This is a genomic window from Acidobacteriota bacterium, assembly GCA_029861955.1.
Classification (GTDB): domain Bacteria; phylum Acidobacteriota; class Polarisedimenticolia; order Polarisedimenticolales; family Polarisedimenticolaceae; genus JAOTYK01.
This window is the reverse complement of sequence record JAOTYK010000005.1, coordinates 49,066-67,038: the sequence shown is the minus strand read 5'-3', so window position 1 is coordinate 67,038 and position 17,973 is coordinate 49,066. Positions and strand designations below refer to the sequence as shown.

Genomic DNA, 17,973 nt, shown 5'->3' with positions numbered 1-17,973 from the left:
AAAAAAGGCACCAGGCTCGTTACCTTCCTCTGATCTCTGTTCTAGAACCCCTGAAACCGGCCAATTCGGGTCCTAGGGAGTTCCGCCATGAGTCAGTCCAGCTACCGATCGATCCTGCTTTTCACCCTATTGAGTCTCCTCGCCGGGCCACCGGCTATCGCTCAGTCGCCGGAAATCGCCCCGGTGGTCGACCGTGACTCGGAGGTCGAGCCGGGCGAACGGGCGATCAACGGCACCGGAACGTCCGACGCGGTGATCCACCTGGAGCAGTCCCTGGCGACGTTCCAGAACACGATCACGACGGAAACGGGCAACGGCAACCAGCTCGTCGACATCGAGGTGCTGACCAGCGCCGGGCCGATTACCAACTTCAGCGGCGTGTTCTACCCGGTGGCGGGAACCGTGTACACGTTGATCCACGAAGACGAACTGGTCTGGGACGCGTTCCTCGCCAGCATGAACCTACTCGACGGCCGCTGGCTGGATATCGAGGTCGGGTTCCACGGCGGGGCGTCGCGCAAGTACTCGGCGATCTTCCTGGAGGACGGCAACGACCACAATTACCTGATCGACACCGATATGTCCGAAACAACGCTTCAGGCGACCCTGGAGGCGCAGCTTCGAGCGGGCTTCGCCCTGGTCGATTTCGAAGCCCACACCAACCCCACCTCCGGCGAAACGCGGTTCGATGCGATCTGGACCAAGGACGAACGACAACCGATGACGCATCTCTACTATGACCTGGAGAGCGCCGACGTGACCGACCTGCTCAACCCGCTGGCCGGTCGGGTGATCGATCTCGAGCGTTACCACAGCTCGTTCTTCGGCGAGGAGCGCTTCGCCATCGTCTTGGCCAACTACCCGGGCGGTAACTGGAGTTTCGATCGATACATGGACCAACCCGACCTCCTCTCGCTCAACGGGAGTTACTCGGACAGCGATACGCATCTGATCGACCTCGACGTGTTCCTTGATTCCAGCAGTAACGTCCGCTTCAGCGGCGTCTGGGGCGACAATTGGAAATCGCTCAACGAAGTCGCCGAGATCCCGACCGACGGCAACCCGGTCGCGTTGACGACCGGGTTGAACAACCTGATCAACGCGTTCGAGGTCACCAAGCCCAACGGTGTGGAAGGGATCGTCGGGTTTCACGCCCGGAATCTACGCACGAATCAGACCGTAAGTTACCGCGCGGACGAGCCGTTCTACGTGGCCAGCGCGGCCAAGCTCGCCCCGCACATCCGTTTCTGGATGCAGGTGGAGGCTGGGCACTTCGCCCCACTCAACGAGGGCACGATGCTGGCCTACAGCAACAACAGCCAGACCGGTGCGCCGTGGTACGTCGATGACCGGGACAACCCCGGGTTTTCCAGCGGAAGTCCGGGACAAGAAAACAATCTTGGGGACTCCTTCACCCTTGACCGATTCGACGAAGGCATGATGAGCGAAAGCGACAACGCCGCGACTTCGGCGTTGATCGACGATGCCGGAATCGGCCTGGCACACGACACGACCAACCTCAACGAGTGGCTCTCCGGGATCGACGGCGTGGGCAAGGGCTGGGGCATCGTCACCAGCATCCACGACGTCGATCGCTTGATCTTCTGGAACGGCCAACACACCGACGACAAGAAAACCGATCCGTCCTATTTCCTGGCGCCGGGGCACACCTTTGGGCCGCGGCGACGCGGCAACGCCTACAACGCCTGTGTGGTCGGGGGCGCGGAACCCGCGACCTGCGTGCCCGACACCACGTGCGACCGCTGCAACGATGTCTCGGACTGTGACACCGGTGAGACGTGCCAGCGGATAGAGGACCCCTGGGGCGACCTACGCATCTTCTTCGGTTTGTCGAGCACTGAAGACATACCGGACTTCGACCGCATCGGTTACGCGCGTGCCTTCGCCGCGGGACCCAACTCGGCTACTCCGCGCGCCTATGCCAACCTGCTGGAGAAGTTCTGGGACGGCGAGTTTCTTACCACCAAACAGACGAATGCGTTGGACAACATGAACGAGGGTACGAGGCTGGACGACAACCTGTGTCGCGCCGACTTCGACAATGATGGCTGCAAGAACGGCGAGGGCTACAACATCTGGACGAAGGGCGGCTCCAAGGGCTCGAGTTCGATGTCCTCCGTCGCGTGTACGTCGACGGCGATCCTCCAGATGACGGATCCACAGAGTAGCCTTGCGGAAGACGAGGTCTTCGTCTTGACGTGGTTCACGCGAGACAACGGGCGAAGCTGCAGCAATCCGACGAACCCGCCTTCCATCGGTATCGGAAACCTCTACACGGCCGCCTTCGCGACCGAGATCCTGCAAGCGGTAGCGGTGGACCTGGCATTTGACAACGGGAGCTTCACACCCACGACGCTGATCGAGGACGGCGAGCTGCGGGTCGATGTCAGCCTCGACAACCTGGGAGGCGCGTTCACCAACACTCAGTTCACCGTCGAACTGTGGGCGTCGACGAACCTCATTCTCGATACCACCAGCGGGCTGGACATCCAGATCGCCTCGCTGAACCTCAACGGGATTTCCAGCTTCGGTGGAGCCGGTGTCGGCAACTACCCGGTGCAAACGAGCCTGGCACCGCTCCCGCCCGACACCTACAACATCTTCTACATCATCGACCCGGCGACGGGTCCGGAACCCTCCGGTCAGATCCCCGAACTGGACGAGTCCGACGCATCCAACCGCGGTCTCTTGACGACCCAGCAACTGACGATCCTGCCACCGTGCCCCGACGTCGACGCCGACGGCTACGCCGATTGCGACCCCGGCTGCCTGCCCGGCGCGTTGCTCTGCGACGACTGCGACGACGCGGTCGACACCACGTATCCCGGCGCGATCGAGCAGTGCAACGGCGTGGACGACGACTGCGACCTGGTGATCGACAACGACATCCCCACCCCGACCTACGCGCGGCGCGTGCAGCACGAGGACCCGCAGGCGGCGGACCGTTTTGGCAGCGATGTGGCCAACGTGGGCGACGTCGACGGCGACGGATTCGACGACCTGGCCATTGGCATGCGCGGCGAAAATCTCGCCTCGGGGGTCAACCTCGGTTTGGTGCGGGTCGTGTCCAGCGCGGACTTCAGCACGATCTGCGAGGCGACGCTTCCCACGCCAACAAGCCAGGACAATCTCGGCTGGTCGGTTGCCGCCGCAAACGGCGATCTGAACGGCAACGCCACCGACGACTTCGTGGTCGGGATTCCGTACTACAACAATCCGCCATTCAGCAACAGTGGTGCGGTCGCGGCGTTTAACCTACCTGACTGCGCGTTCATTCGCCTGATGGTCGACCCGCTGCTGGACAGCTCCGACCAGCTAGGGGTCAGCATTGCCTCGCTCGGTGACGTTAACAACGACAGCGTCCCGGACATCGCCGCCGGTTCGACACGCGCTAGCCTCTCCGGAGGATTCACCGGCGGGATCAGCGTGTTCTCGGGGGCCGACGGGAGCAAGCTCTACAACGCCTTCGATCCCGCCGGTGTGGCCGAGGGACTCGGCACGTCGCTTGCCGGGCCCGGCGACCTGACCGGCGACAGCATCCCGGACATCGTTTCCGGCGCTCCCGATACGGATACCGTCCACGGCGGCTATCGAGGCGCGGTGTACGTCTTCTCCGGGGCCGACGGTTCGTTCCACGCGCAGTGGGTCGATGCGGATGGCGATGGTTTCGATGACTTCGGCATTTCGGTCGCCGCGATCGGCGATATCACCGCCGACGGAGTCTCCGAAATCGCGGTGGGATCCCCCGACGACGTCATCGGAGGCTTCCGCATCGGGTCGGTGCCGATCCTCGACGGGGCGACCGGAGTGATCCTTCGCCGCCTGATTGACCCCACCGCAACCACCAATACAGGTTTCGGAAACAGCGTGGCCGCGATCGAGGACCTCAGCGGCGACGGCCTGCCCGATGTGATCGTCGGTGCGGACCTCGCCGACAATGTCGGAATGGACACCGGTGCGGTGTTCCTGTTCGATTCCAGCAACACCGCGGTTTTGCATCACTTGTTCGATACGAATCCGCGCGACGGTGACGAACTGGGGAGCCGCGTCGTCTCGCTGGGCGATCTGTCCGGCGACGGGGTTTCCGAGTTTGCGGCCAGCGCGATGGAAGCCGACGACCTGGAAGGAGCCCAGGCCGGCCACGTGATCGTGTTCTCTATCGAAGAAGACTGCGACGCCGACGGCATCAGTCCCTATGAGGGGGACTGCGACGATGCCGAGACCGCGATCTCCCCCGACGCGATGGAACTGTGCGACGGAGTCGACAACAACTGCAACGGCGTCAACAATGAGGACGTCGACGGCGACGGCTTCGGCGTTTGTGCCGACTGCAACGACCAGGATCCCCGCGTCAACCCGGACGCCGTGGAGATCTGCAACGGCGTCGATGACGACTGCGTGGGTGGCATCGATTTCACGCCCGGCATGACCGACAGCGACGGCGACGGCGTCGACCCGCCGTGCGATTGTGACGACACCAACGCCCTGATCGAGCCGGGCAACCCCGAGACCTGCGATCACATCGACAACGACTGCAGCGGCATCCCCGACGACGGCTTTACGATGCTGGTCTCGGAGCGCGTCTCCGAGCTGACGGACGGCGTCTACCAGGACACACTCGCCACAAGCATCGCCTCGCTCGGCGACGTCAACTTCGACGGCATCGACGATTACGCGGCGGGCGTTCCCGGGAGCGACCTGGTCGGCAACGGTAGCGGCGCGGCTACGGTGTTCGACGGTGCGACCGGACTGGTGCACTGCGTGGCCACGCCGACGAGCGAGAATTTTGCCGCTGCGGGCACTTCGGTCGCCGGGATCGGCGACGTCAACGCCGACGGCGCAGGCGACCTGGCGATTGGCGCTCCGTTCAACGACACCACCGCGAGCGATGCGGGGTCCGTGTTTGTCGTCTCTGGCGCCGATTGCTCGACCATTCGCGAGCTGAACGACAGCACTGGCGCTGCGGGCGATCGACTCGGCACGAGTGTGGCCGCGATCGGCGACCTGACCGGTGACGGGATCGGCGAGATCGCCGCCGGTGCCTCACAGGTCGACACCGCCCAGGATAACAGCGCGGGTGCGGTGATGGTCTGGGACGGTGCCACCGGGGCTGAGCTCTTCAGAATGATGGACGATGTCTCCGGCGGCAGCCGTGTCGGCGAGTCCGTCGCGGGCATCGACGACGTCAACGCCGACGGCGTCCCCGACATCCTCGCCGGCGCCCCGTTCGACGACGGGCTGCTCGGCTCGGACATCGGTAGCGTGCTCGTGTTCTCCGGCGCCGACGGCTCGGTGATCCGCAAGATCTTCGATCCGGCCGGCACCGGCGGCGATGACCTGGGCACCTCTGTGGCGGGCATCGGCGACCTGAACGGCGACGGTATCCCCGAGATCCTCGCCGGCGCACCCGACGAGGATACCGGCGGTAGCAACAACGGCGCGGTGCTGGTGTTCTCGGGCGCGGACGGCTCATTGATCCTGCGTGTCCCGCTGGCCGACACCTCGCTGAATCGCAGCTTCGGAACGTCCGTCACAGCGTTGCCCGACCTGAACGGCGACGGGTTCCCCGAGTTTGCGGGCGGCGCCCCGGACGACGACGACGTAATCACCAACGGCGGGCGCGTATTGATCATCAGCGGCGCGACGTTTGCGGTGCTGCACGACATCAGCGTCGCGGATAGCTCCGAGGGCTCCAATCTGGGCGCCTCCCTGGCGGCGATCGGAGATCTCTCGGGCGACGGCTACCCGGAGATCCTCATCGGGCAACCGGGACAGAACACGGGACAGGACAACGACGTCGGCCGCATCGTGGTTGTCGGATTCGAGAGCGACTGCGACGCGGATGGTGTCGGCCTTCTCGAAGACGACTGCGACGATCAGGACGGCCTGCGTGCGCCGGGCATGCTCGAGGTCTGCGACGGTGTCGACAACGATTGCGACACGGCGATCGACGAGGACGAGGACGGCGACGGTGCGGATGCCTGTGCCGATTGCGCGCCGGCTGTGCCGACGATCTTTCCCGGTATGTTCGAGGTGTGTAACGCGATCGACGACAACTGCAACATGCAGGTCGATGAGGGTGTGGACGTCGACGGCGACACGTACACCACGCCCTGCGACTGCGACGACACCGACATGAGCGTCAACGCGGGGATCATCGAGGCCTGTAACGCGATCGACGACAACTGCGACGGCCAGGTCGACGAGGGCTTCGGCTCGCCGCTGGATCAGGTGCGCATCGAGGATCCCGAAGCCGCGGCGAACTACGGCCTGGGGACCTCGTTGGCCAGCGTCGGCGACGTCAACAATGACGGCTTCGTCGACCTTGTCGCCGGAGTTCCCGGGGACGGCACGGGCGCGCCGAGCGGTGGTGCGGCGCTGCTGATCTCCGGTGCATCGCGCACGGTGATCTGCCGCATGATCGATCCGTCGGCGGCAAGCTCGAATCAAATGGGCGGCGCCGTGGCAGGGATCGGCGACGTCACCGGGGACGGTATCCCGGATGTTGCCGTCGGTGCGGAGTTCGACAATCCCGCGGGCAACGCGAGCGGTTCCGTGCAGGTGTTCTCAGGTGCCGATTGCGCCTGGGTGCGGGAGTTGCTCGATCCGACCGGTGCCACTCAGGACCGGTTCGGCGCCTCGATCGCCGGCATCGGCGATGTCAACGACGACGGGATCGGCGAGATCGGCGTCGGCGTACCGCGGGACGACGAGAACGGGTTGAACGATACCGGAAGCGTTGTGGTCTTTGACGGGGCTTCCGGCGCCTGGCTCTATACGGCCGTCGATCTGCACGCGCGAGCCTCGGACTGGTTGGGCACCTCGGTGTCGGCACTCGGCGACGTGGACTTCGACGGTGTGCCCGACTTCGCCTCCGGCGCAACCGAGAACGCGATCGGTAGTTCCCATAATGCCGGCGCGGTCAGCGTGTTTAGCGGCGTGGACGGCCAGTGGATCCGCAGCTTCACTCATCCGTCGGCGGCGAGCTCCGACGAGATGGGGCGGTCAATTTTCGCGGCCGGTGACATGAACGGTGACGGCGTGCCCGATCTACTCGCTGGAGTCGAAAACGATGACGGCCCCACCAACTCCGGTTCCGTGCTGGCGTTCTCCGGCGCCGACGGCAGCCTGATCCGCACGTTCCAGGACAGCGCTCCGCTCAGCAACGCCAACCTGGGCTACTCCGTGGCTGCGGCCGGGGACCTCAACGGCGACGGCGTCACCGAGGTAGTTGCAGGCGCGCACGATTCATCACGCAGCGGCACCAGCGCGGGCGAAGTTGTGTTGTTCGACGGCGCGACGGGTGGGGTGTTGCACCGCTTCGTCGACCTGAACCCTGCGTCCGACGACGACCTGGGCGCGACGGTGCTGGTCGCCGGGGACCTGACCGGCGGTGGCGGGTTCGAAATTCTCGCCGGCGCCCCGAAGGCGGATCCGGGCGGCCAGAGCAGCGCGGGTTACATCGCGGTGTTCTCGATCGAGCCCGACTGCGATGGCGACGGGCTGTCGCCGCTGTTCGACTGCGACGACGCCGACATCGATAGCCAGGGCGGACCGGGACCGATCCAGTCGCTGGTGTTCGACTCGAATTCCGCGATGAGCTGGACGCCCCCGGGCAACCCCGGCGGATCGCCGGCAACACTGTCCTACGACGTCGTGCGCTCGGACAACGCCGCGGACTTCACCACGGCAACCCTCTGCGTCGAGTCGGATGACGATACGGACACCGCGGCGACGGACAGCGGCGAACCGATGCCGGGCAACATCTACGTGTACCTGGTGCGTGTACAGAACCGCTGCGGCGATGCTGTGGAGGACAGCACGAGCGGCTCGCGCACGGTGGCCGAGTGTCCTTGAGCGATCGGTAAGCGGTTGCGAAGTCGGCGCGGGTCACGCGCAAGACAAAGAAAAACGTGGCGACTACCTAATCACTCCCGCGGGCCTTTGTTCCGACGACGTAGATGTCGGAGCACAGCGTGGGTCGGATGCGCAGCGGGAGGTCTGAGATTTTACTGGCCAAGCGAATCACCGGGTTCAGCGAAGCAAGCCCAACCCAGTTACGACCGAACACTCGGCAATCCTCTAGCCCCATATCCTGAGTAATGTAAAGCAAGTCGTCCACGTCAGGTTCGCGAACATGACCTCGGAATCGCTCCGCTTCATACCAATCCTCAAGTTTGCTCCACTTTCCGTAACCCATTGGGACGGTAATACGCTTTCGCATGTTTACGCAGTTGGGCGTACCAAGCACAAACTGTCCACCAGGCGTAATGCGGTCATACACCTGTTGAAACAATCGCTTGGGGGAAGCGTGCCAATGTTCCATGCTGTCAAATGACGTTACGACATCGAAGTCACCATCGACCGCCCCATCAATTCCGCTACCAACAACATCTAGAGAGACGACTTCGACACCTTGACCCCGATGTAGATCGAGGGCTGATTCACCGAGCTGCGAGTTGATCGAATCACTGAAATCGTCGACGAGGACGACGCGTTTGAAACCGACCGCCTTACACCCAACAGAGAACAACCCCAATCCGCCGCCGAGATCGCAAACACTCAAATCCGCAGGATCGTTTTCACCCATCGCAAGACTGATATGAAAAGCAATGCGCTCTACATCCGCCAACTGATCGGCCACGAGCTCCGCTGGATATGTGTTTGCCACGCGTACTAGCGAGTTCGCAATCTGCTTGAGGTCCAAGTACATCATCGCCCGCTCCATCGTAACCAAAGGGGAAGAGTCTACCGGTTCGTGAATCGCATCGTCAACTTCACGCCCTATATCACCGAGTCGACAAAACCCACAGCTTGTCGAAGTAAGATACGGCGAGCCGGAGGCGAGCCCTGGTTCGTTCGTGCGTCATTCTTTACATACCTGTTTTATCGAGCCGCCGAAAAGTTGTTGCCGCAGCGGTTGAACAGAATGCTCAGAAAAGAAACGATCTCGAAAGCGGTATGTTTTGTGGATAGGTGCTTATGTAAACTACCTCTGCTGAGACAGAACCAGATTCGTCTGATTTGGGGATTCACGAAGCATCCCTAACGCCGAGTCCGCACCAGGCAGGTGCGAGACCCGGGCGGGAAATGCGAAGCTTAATGCCAGAATGTTGTGGAGCCGGTCACTTGGCAGATAGCATAGATGGCGGCATTGGAGAAGGCTCCGTCGCCGGCACGCCATGACATTCATTCGAACCAAACGCGAGGCTTTCGGCCACCCCGGCATCAAGCCGAAGTGGACCCGCGGCGGCAAGGACGCCGTTGGGACAGCCTACACCCGGGCCAGTCGCGTCTGGTATACGAGCGCCGCGGGTGTTCTCACCGAGGCCTACTTCCCGACGATCGACCAGCCGCAGATCCGCGACCTTCAGTTTCTGGTCAGCGACGGCAGCACGTTCTTCCACGACGAACGCCGGGACATGGACTACACGATCGAACGCACGTCCGAGAGTTCGGCTGGTATCCGTCTGGTCAACGAAGACCGTCAAGGGCGTTATCGGATCGTCAAGAAGATTATTTCCAATCCTGTCGAGCCGGTCATTCTGATCGAGACGACTTTCGAAGTGCTGGAGGCGTCCCTCGCTGACAAGCTGCGCCTGTACGTCCTCCTCGCCCCGCATCTCGCTGACGCGGGCCGCAGCAACACGGCGAACATCGCCGAGATCGACGGGCGCAACGTCCTGACGGCAAATCGTCACGGAACCTGGCTCTCCTGTGCCGCGACTGTCCCGTTTCTCAAGGCCTCGTGCGGCTTTGTCGGTAAGTCCGACGGCTGGACCGATCTCAATGCGCATCACGAGATGACGTGGGAGTTCGACGTCGCCGCGGAGGGGAATGTAGCGCTGACCGCAGAGCTCGACCTTTCGCAAACACGACGCTTTACCCTGGGGCTGGCGTTCGGCAATCACCTCCACGACGCCGCGACGTCCTTGTTTCACAGCCTCGGGGTTCCGTTTGCGGAGCACGAGACCGTTTTCAACGAACAGTGGGACGTCGAAACCCAACGAACATTGCCCCTCGAAGGCGTCTCGCACGATCGCGGGGAGTTGTACCGCAGTAGCCATCTGGTCTTGCGTGCTCACGAAGACAAGATCTACTCGGGTGCGATGATTGCGTCGCTCAGCATCCCGTGGGGCGACCAGAAGGGCGAGGAAGACCTGGGCGGCTACCACCTCGTCTGGCCGCGAGACATGGTCAACACAACGACGGCCCTGTTGTCCGCGGGCGACAAGACCACACCGCTGCGCGCCCTGATCTACCTGGCCGTCGCGCAGCGAGCGGACGGTGGCTTCTACCAGAACTTCTGGCTTGACGGTCGACCCTACTGGCAAGGAGTACAACTCGACGAGGTGGCGTTTCCGATCCTGCTGGCCTGGAAACTGCATCGTCAGGGCGCGTTGGCCGACTACGACCCGTACCCGATGGTGCGCGATGCGGCGGGCTACCTGGTTCGGCATGGACCGGCGACCCAACAAGAGCGCTGGGAGGAAAACTCCGGCTACTCGCCGTCGACGTTGGCGGTCAATATCGCCGCGCTGGTCTGCGCGGCGCTGTTCGCGCGTGAGCGTGGCGAGCACGAAACCTCGCAGTACCTCTTGGACTACGCCGATTTTCTGGAATGCCACGTCGAGCAGTGGACGGTGACCCAGCAGGGAACGCTGCATCCCGACGTACCGCGGCACTACATCCGGATCCATCCCGCCGACCTCGCCGACCCGGTTCCCAATGAAAATCCCGAGTACGGGGAACTGGTGATCAAGAATCGAATGCCCGGAGAGCGTTATCGGTTCCCCGCGAGAGAGATCGTCGATGCGGGGTTCCTCGAACTCGTGCGTTACGGGGTTCGCGCCGCGAACGATCCGTTGATCGAAGACTCCCTGCGGGTTGTCGATGCCCAGCTGAAGGTGGACACGCCTTCCGGACCGGTCTGGCGGCGCTACAATCACGACGGCTACGGCGAGGATGCACAGGGCCGGGCTTATCAAGGGTCGGGGGTCGGGCGCGCGTGGCCCTTGCTGACCGGCGAGCGCGGTCACTACGAACTGGCCGCCGGTCGTGACCCGGGGCCGTACATCCGCACGCTCGAGAACTTTGCCTCCGGATGCGGGCTGTTACCCGAGCAGGTCTGGGACCAACCGGACATCCCGGAGAAATTCCTGGTCTTCGGCAAGGCCACCGGCGCGGTGAGGCCGTTGTGCTGGGCCCACGCGGAGTACATCAAGCTGCTGCGTTCCACAAGGGACGGCCGCATCTTCGACCGCGTGCAGGCGGTGGAGGATCGCTATATCGGATCGCGTCCCGACTGCAGCAAGCTCGAAGTCTGGAAGTTCAATCGCCAGGTCGCGACCGTCCGCGCCGGCTTCACCTTGCGTGTGCAGGCGCCTATGCCGTTTACGTTGAAGTGGACCCGTGGTGAATGGGACAAGGCAACTCTGAGCGACGCGAAGGCAACGGCAATCGGCATCCACTTCTTCGACATCGCCGTGACCGACTCCGTCGCACCGCTACGCTTCGTATTTCATCGATCCGGGGCCTGGGAAGATCGCGAATACCAGGTCGAGGTAGTTTGACATGACAGCCAGATCCAAGATCCCGCGTGTGTTGGTCATCGATGTCGGCGGCACGAGCATCAAGTCGCTCGTCGTCAACCACACCGAACGCTCGCGGCTGCCCTCCGGTTCCGACCTGACCCCCGGCGAGATGGCCGAACGGGTTCGCGCCGTGACCGCCGACGCGGACTATGACGTCGTCTCGATCGGTTATCCGGGACCGGTCGAGGGGAATCAGATCCTGGCCGAGCCCAAGAACCTCGGCGTCGGTTGGGTCGGGTTCGACTTTGCTCAAGCCTTCGGCAAACCGGTAAAGATCGTCAACGATGCAGCCATGCAGGCGATCGGTAGCTATGCAGGCGATGAGATGCTGTTTCTCGGCCTCGGTACCGGGCTCGGCTCGGCCTTGATCAGCCACGGCACCTTGCAGCCACTCGAACTCGCGCACCTTCCGTACAACAAGGGCCGAACCTACGAGGACTATCTCGGCAAACGCGGACTGAAGAAACGCGGTAAGAAGGCGTGGCGCAAGAAGGTGTTCGAGATCGTTCCCGCGCTTCGCGTGGCGTTCCAGGTCGACTACGTCGTGCTCGGCGGTGGCAACGCGAAGCTACTCGACGAACTACCCGAACACGCCCGTCGCGGCGCCAACGACCTCGCGTTCGCCGGCGGTCAGCGATTATGGGATCAGGATTCGCCGATCCGTGTTGATTAAGAAAAGGGGACAGATTTATTTTCTGATCGCCGATCAGAAAATAAATCTGTCCCCTTTTCTCCTTTCCTCAATCGAGGGTGGACTCGTTGGCGCAGACATCGACCGTCGTCACCCGATAGGAAAACGACTCGGTCGCGGACACCGCCCCGGTATGGACGAATGACTTCGTGTCGCTCGTTCCGATGGCGATCGCGTCGGCAAACGTCGGACCACTGAGTCTGTATACGACGTAGCGCGTCCCTGAAACAGGATCCGCAGACCAATCGAGGACCACGTCGTCACCACTTCGATCGACCGAAATCGTTCCCACGATCTGAACCGGCAGCGAGCAGCCGCCGCAGCCCTGCCCCCGGTCGACGAGTTCGAAGTCGTCGATTCCTGCCTCAACGAGGGACCCACCGACGCCAAGATCGCTCGCCGTGAAGCGGAACAGGACTTGCGAGCCGGGAGCAATGAAGCCGGAGAGGGGAGTCGCCACGTCGGTCCACGCGGTCGGGCCACCGGTAGCCCGGTCGATGGTTGTCCAGCCCGTGCCGTCGTTCACGTCGACGTCGAGGAAGTCTTCACCCGGATTACCACCCTGGTCGTTGGTGAACCAACGGGCGTAGCGCAATTCGGGATCGACGGCCGTCGCGAGGTTGTACGATCTCGAAAGTAGCGTGGTGGTCCCGCCGTCAACGTCGTTGTTGCCACCGCCGACGCTGGCGAGGATCCCGGTGACCCAGGCATTGACCCCGGGGGCAGCCGTGTTGTCGTCTTCGGGGTTGGCGGCGTCCCCCTCGGGATCGCCCCATTCCCAGTTGCCCGACGTCGCGTCGTTGGGCGCGATCACGGTCCAGCCCCCATCGGAGGCCTCGAAGTCGCCCGAGAAGAGTGTCAGATCGAGTAGACCGGCGTCGGCGGTCAGCCGCACATCGTTGCTGTCCTCATTCCCTTGCTGGTCAACCGCGCGAACGACATAGGTGAGGCTCTCTCCCGGAGCCAATGCCGCATCCGTGAACTCATCGCTCAGCGTCGAGCCGACCAGCGTCGCTGCCCCCGGGATGAAGAGCGGATCGTTCGAGCGATAGACGTTGAAGGCGACGGGTCCGCTACAGCTCTCCTGAGCCATCGACCAATCGAGCACCGTCTCGCCGCACTCGCTTCCGGTTATCAGCGTTTCAAGACCGGCAAAAATCGGCGGACTGTCATCCGGCGCCGTCTGGACCGTTGCGGCGAGTTCGATCGTGTTGCCGTCTTCGCCGGAACGCGAATCGAAGGCACGCACCACGTAGTGATAGCTGGCTCCGGGGACCAGTTGCACGTCTCCGAAATTCGTCGCGGTCATGCCGCCGGCCAGCAACGTCGCCGGGCCCGGTACGAACCCGGGCGTCGTGGAGCGATAGACGTTGTAGCTCAGTGTCGCGTTGGTGCAGTTGGACGTCGCCGCCGACCAACTCAGATCGACCTCTCCGCAAGACGAACCGGCGGTGGCCGTCTGGAGGCCCGCAAAGGTCGGCTCGACAAAACATGCGGGTGTCGCGTCACAGACCGGTTCGTCGATCCGAAACTCGTCCACGGCGGCCTCGATCAGGTTTCCGGTGGCGATCCCGTCGGCAACCTGGAATCGAATCTGGACGGTGGTGGTGAGGGCGATCGCGTCGTGCAAAGCGAATTCACGGCGAACCCAGGCCGCCGCACTCTGGTTCGAGCCGAGGGTTTCGAGGTTGACCCATCCGGTCCCATCGTTAACGTCGACGGCGAAGAAGTCGCCGGCGTCCTCGCCCAGGTCGCGATTGGCAAACCAGCGGTAGTAAGAGAAGATCGCTTTGGACTGCCCCGAGAGATCGAACACGGGAGATACCAGGATCGACACGCCGTTGTCGACATCGTCGACACCGATTCCGCCGAGGTTGGGCGCAGTGAACCATGCTTGCGTCCCCGCCACGGTCACATCGTCTTCGGGCTGAAACGTCGTCCCGTCGGGGTCACCGAGAGTCCAGGTTCCCGAAGTTGCCGTCGAGTTGACCGCGTCGTGCATCCAACCCAGATCGGCCTCGAAATCGTCCTGCAACGTGATGACTCGGTCGCCGAGGGACAGTTCGAAGAACGACGTCTCGGAGACGCAGAGCGACGCGTCGCTTGGAGAAACCTCGAAGGAGACCGTGTCACCGCACTCGAGTAGTTGGTCGTCGGTCTCGAATCGCAGCACGCCGGTATTGTCGGCCTGTGCACCCACAGCGATGGCCGGCCATCCGTCGGCCCCCTCGAGAATCGTCACACCGGGTGTGCTCGAAACGAGGCTTCCTGCGATCGATGTCGAGCCCACAGCCCCCACGTTATTAAGCGTCACGATCAGGTCGACCGCCTCGCCGGGGTCGGCAAAACCGGAGCGGTTGCCCTGGGGTTCGTCTGTCGCGACGACCGAGGTCACATCGAGAACCGGTTGGCCGATCAACTCCGCGAGTACGGGACTCTCGATCGTCGACTCGCAACCGTCGGGGTTCGTCGACATCACGACATAGTGGTAATCGATACCTGGTGCGACTTCCGTGTCAACGTACGTCGTCTCCAACGAAGTCAGATCGGCCACGTGGTAGAACGAGCGATCGACCAGCAGCTCACTCCTGAATACGGTGTACCCAGAGATTCCGGCGATCGCATCCCAGGACAGATCGACCTGGTCGCAGGAAGGGGTCGCGATCACGTTTGGCTGTGCCGGACGGACACAGGCCGCAGACCCACCGACGGGTGCACCGGCGATCCCATGATCATTGAAAGCACCAAAGATCGCGACGCCGTTTGGCGTCCCGTTGGCCAGGTTGCCGTCATCGTCATCGGCGTTCACATAGGCGTCGTAGATCGGAAAGCTTCCGGTCGCGAGCTGGGATCCCGCATCCGGGAGTCCATTGAAGAAGATCCGTTCCGACTCGCGCCAGCCCGTGTGCTGGCCGTATCGCGCGACGAGGGACTGAGAAAGATCCCACGCGGCTTGACCGTAGATCTCGCCCTCACAGTGGACCTCGTAGCCCAGCGGACCGAGACTGCCGATCACGGGGCACTTCGTCGAGATGTTGGCGACCGACAGGAGACCCTTGGATGTCGTGAACTGGTTGATGTCCCGAACCGGCGAGCCATTCGTCCGAAAATGCGGCCCGATCAACGAGCTATGCGTGATGTGGATCGAAACCACATCGGCCGTCGCCTCTCCACTGGCGCCGTCCCCACCGCGGGTGTTGCCATCCAGCCCATGCCCCCACTCGTGGTACATGACATCGCTCACTTCACCGGTGTTGTTGCAACCTCCACCCGAACGGAAGAAGTTCGCCGCACCGGTCCATACCGCGTTGCAGGTGTCCTGGATGTTGACGTTGACCGTGATGTTCGAATCAAGCCAGCCGATGTTGAGCCATTTCTTCGCAACGCGACGTGCCTGGTTCAGGTGATAGAACGCGTTTCGTTCCGCGGTCGTCGAAAACCCGTTGGCGATCTCATCAACGCCGCCAAGACCGAAATCGAGTCGGCCGCTCCCGAGCCCGACGGTGGAGAACGCCTGGGACGGTCCGGAACACGCCTCGCAGCTGGTGCTGAAAAACGGTCCATCCAGACCTGACGAGATGGATCCGCCGGTGTAGCTGAACGCACCCGAGTTGTCGGTCGTCGCAGAGACATCTCCGTCGATGCTGACCTGTGGCATCGGCACGCTGACTTCGGCGTCGATCACGGTTCGCGGGTAGACCCCACCGGTGGCGCGACCGTATTGGTTGGTGTCGCGGAACGCAACGACCTGGCCGCTTTGGGCGTCGATGCGGCCTTCCCACGTCTGAATCTGTCCGGGAACCGTGTAGGTCACGATCCATACCAGACGGTAGGTAAGACGGTCGTCGTCCTCCTCCGGTTGGATCGTCAGACGCGGCTGTTCCTTGAGACGGGCGATCTCCTCGTCGCCGGACCATTTCAGAAGCCGGCTCTTGGCTTGAAGCCCGGTGAGGTTCGGTTCGGGATCGACGTCGGCGAAGCCAACCAGTGGCGCACCGAACTGGGTGATGTTGCCGTTGTTGATCCGGACGAAGACACGCGCTTCGTCGACGGGTACGTCACCGATCCACCACGAGAAGTACAGGCTGTGAAGTCGTCCCTTTTGCCGCGAGACACTCGTCTCGACGTCGAGCTCGAGACGACCGTTTCGTGGAGTGAGCAAGCTCGGATGAGTGTCGATGAACTCCCGCACCAGCGGCTCGAGGGCGGCGATGTCGATATCGCCATCCGGCTGCGCCAACCGTGTCATCGACTCGCCGTTCAGCGTGTTTCCCGTTCCCGGGATGAGCGGGATGCCGGATCCCTGCACCAGGGTCGCCAGACCGGTTCGCGGGTCCACGTCGAAACGCCAGTCTCCTCCACGGAGATCGAGGAACTGTTGTGCCGCAAATCGTTCCGGTGTCGCCCTCTCCGGATCGATCCGTTCCGACTTCGCGCTGGCGGAAACAGGCGCGATCGTTCGCGGGTCCAACGCCCCGGGGCGATCGACGGCGTGGGCCGAGAATGCCAACAAAGCGATCGCGACACAACTGACCCAGAAACGACCTGCGAACATGAATGCCCCTCCCCGGTAACGACCGGTATCGTGAGTCGTGATTTACGTCTATTCCGGAGGTCAGGCCAGCCCCAATGGGGCCGTTCGCTGCTCGATATCCGTCCCGAGGGGGCAGTTCCGAGGGGCGGACGCCGAGGCGGGTTCGAGGGTCCGTCGATCAATCCCGCTTCGAAGTAGCCTCAAGGGCGTCCAGCCGTCGTTCGATGCTCTGCAGCAGGTGGATGATATAGACGTGGGTCTTCTTGGCGTCGATTCCGACGGGACTGTCGTCACTGTTGATTAGGTCCGCGATCCGGTCGTATTCCTGACGATCGATCTTCATGAGACGCTCCTTCATCCTGCTTGCCGGTTGCCTATAATCCGGGAGGATAGCTCGCACGCTCGGGATCAGCGAGAGCGAAGTTCCTGTTGCAAGGTGGCCAGCCCATCGGCAGCCGCGACGTTCTCCTGCAGCAGGTACTGGGCGACGAGCCAATCCAGACGTTCGGCCAATGCTCGATCCAGCGGCACAAATCCCACGGCGAACACACGCCACGGTGCTTCTTCGAGTTCGGTGGTCGTGATCCGGCCTCGGATCCGTTCATGGATCCAGCCCAACCGGGTGGTGTAGGCACCGATACCGGAGCGGCAGTCCTCACGGATCACCGCATGGTTCGTCTCGTCGAGTTCCCGCAACGGTTCGCCCTGGGGGCCGGTGGCCAGCAACATCTCCGCGATGGCGGCCCCTTCCATCCGTTCGGCCAGTTCGAAGTCCTTCAACTCGAAGGCGATTCGACCCAACTCGTCCAGCGTCTCCGCGAAGCGCCAGTCCCGAGCATCGAACCTGCGCGCGGCCTGCAGCGCCTGGCACATCGCGATCTCGGCGGCGTGGTAGTCACCGCCCTCGATCGCCAGGAGCGCCTTGCGGTAGGCGCTATTCCAGTCGCCGTCGACGGCCGGTTGCGATCCGCAATGCACAGGCGCCCAGCGCTGGGGAGTCCCCGCAGCGGCGCCAGGACCGAAAAGGGAGAGGAGAGCCAGGGTAAGGATCGAAATTCGCATACCTACTAATATAGGTCCGCGATCGCTGCGGTGCGCGATTCGACGGAAATGACCTTATCGGAACATTTGTA

General features: G+C 62.9%; 7 protein-coding genes. 3 read left to right on the top strand and 4 right to left on the bottom strand.

The features are described from left to right. Positions 1 to 87 precede the first annotated feature (87 nt). Positions 88 to 7,878: a MopE-related protein gene (locus OES25_03495; protein ID MDH3626703.1), complete on the top strand. Its 7,791-nt coding sequence runs from the start codon at positions 88 to 90 to the stop codon at positions 7,876 to 7,878. A 67-nt stretch (positions 7,879 to 7,945) separates the two neighbouring features. On the opposite strand, the gene OES25_03490 is transcribed toward OES25_03495, so the two are convergent. Beyond that, positions 7,946 to 8,737, bottom strand: coding sequence for a class I SAM-dependent methyltransferase (locus tag OES25_03490; protein MDH3626702.1), 792 nt, complete (start codon positions 8,735 to 8,737; stop codon positions 7,946 to 7,948). Between the two features lie 466 nt (positions 8,738 to 9,203). On the opposite strand from OES25_03490, the gene OES25_03485 reads away from it, so the two are divergent. Then, the gene (locus OES25_03485; protein ID MDH3626701.1) at positions 9,204 to 11,594 is read left to right on the top strand and encodes a glycoside hydrolase family 15 protein; all 2,391 of its coding nucleotides are present in this window, start codon (positions 9,204 to 9,206) and stop codon (positions 11,592 to 11,594) included. Between the two features lies 1 nt (position 11,595). Beyond that, positions 11,596 to 12,288, top strand: a complete 693-nt coding sequence (locus OES25_03480; GenBank protein MDH3626700.1) for an ROK family protein — start codon at positions 11,596 to 11,598, stop codon at positions 12,286 to 12,288. Positions 12,289 to 12,355: 67 nt separating this feature from the next. Here the strand turns inward: OES25_03480 and OES25_03475 are convergent, their stop codons facing one another. The 3 genes from OES25_03475 to OES25_03465 form a co-directional block, all read right to left on the bottom strand. Beyond that, complete coding sequence (locus tag OES25_03475; protein ID MDH3626699.1) at positions 12,356 to 16,861, bottom strand: hypothetical protein; 4,506 nt, start codon at positions 16,859 to 16,861, stop codon at positions 12,356 to 12,358. A 157-nt stretch (positions 16,862 to 17,018) separates the two neighbouring features. Next, on the bottom strand, positions 17,019 to 17,183 hold the full coding sequence (locus OES25_03470; protein ID MDH3626698.1) for a hypothetical protein: 165 nt from the start codon (positions 17,181 to 17,183) through the stop codon (positions 17,019 to 17,021). Positions 17,184 to 17,248: 65 nt separating this feature from the next. Next, a complete protein-coding gene (locus tag OES25_03465) occupies positions 17,249 to 17,902 on the bottom strand; it encodes a hypothetical protein (protein MDH3626697.1) in 654 nt (217 codons plus the stop codon). Positions 17,903 to 17,973: the final 71 nt, after the last annotated feature.

What these genes read in the sequence shown, in the direction of transcription:
- OES25_03495 (MDH3626703.1), top strand. Translation starts at nt 88, where the DNA reads ATGAGTCAGTCCAGCTACCGATCGATCCTGCTTTTCACCCTATTGAGT.
- OES25_03490 (MDH3626702.1), bottom strand. Translation starts at nt 8,737, where the DNA reads ATGATGTACTTGGACCTCAAGCAGATTGCGAACTCGCTAGTACGCGTG.
- OES25_03485 (MDH3626701.1), top strand. Translation starts at nt 9,204, where the DNA reads ATGACATTCATTCGAACCAAACGCGAGGCTTTCGGCCACCCCGGCATC.
- OES25_03480 (MDH3626700.1), top strand. Translation starts at nt 11,596, where the DNA reads ATGACAGCCAGATCCAAGATCCCGCGTGTGTTGGTCATCGATGTCGGC.
- OES25_03475 (MDH3626699.1), bottom strand. Translation starts at nt 16,861, where the DNA reads ATGTTCGCAGGTCGTTTCTGGGTCAGTTGTGTCGCGATCGCTTTGTTG.
- OES25_03470 (MDH3626698.1), bottom strand. Translation starts at nt 17,183, where the DNA reads ATGAAGATCGATCGTCAGGAATACGACCGGATCGCGGACCTAATCAAC.
- OES25_03465 (MDH3626697.1), bottom strand. Translation starts at nt 17,902, where the DNA reads ATGCGAATTTCGATCCTTACCCTGGCTCTCCTCTCCCTTTTCGGTCCT.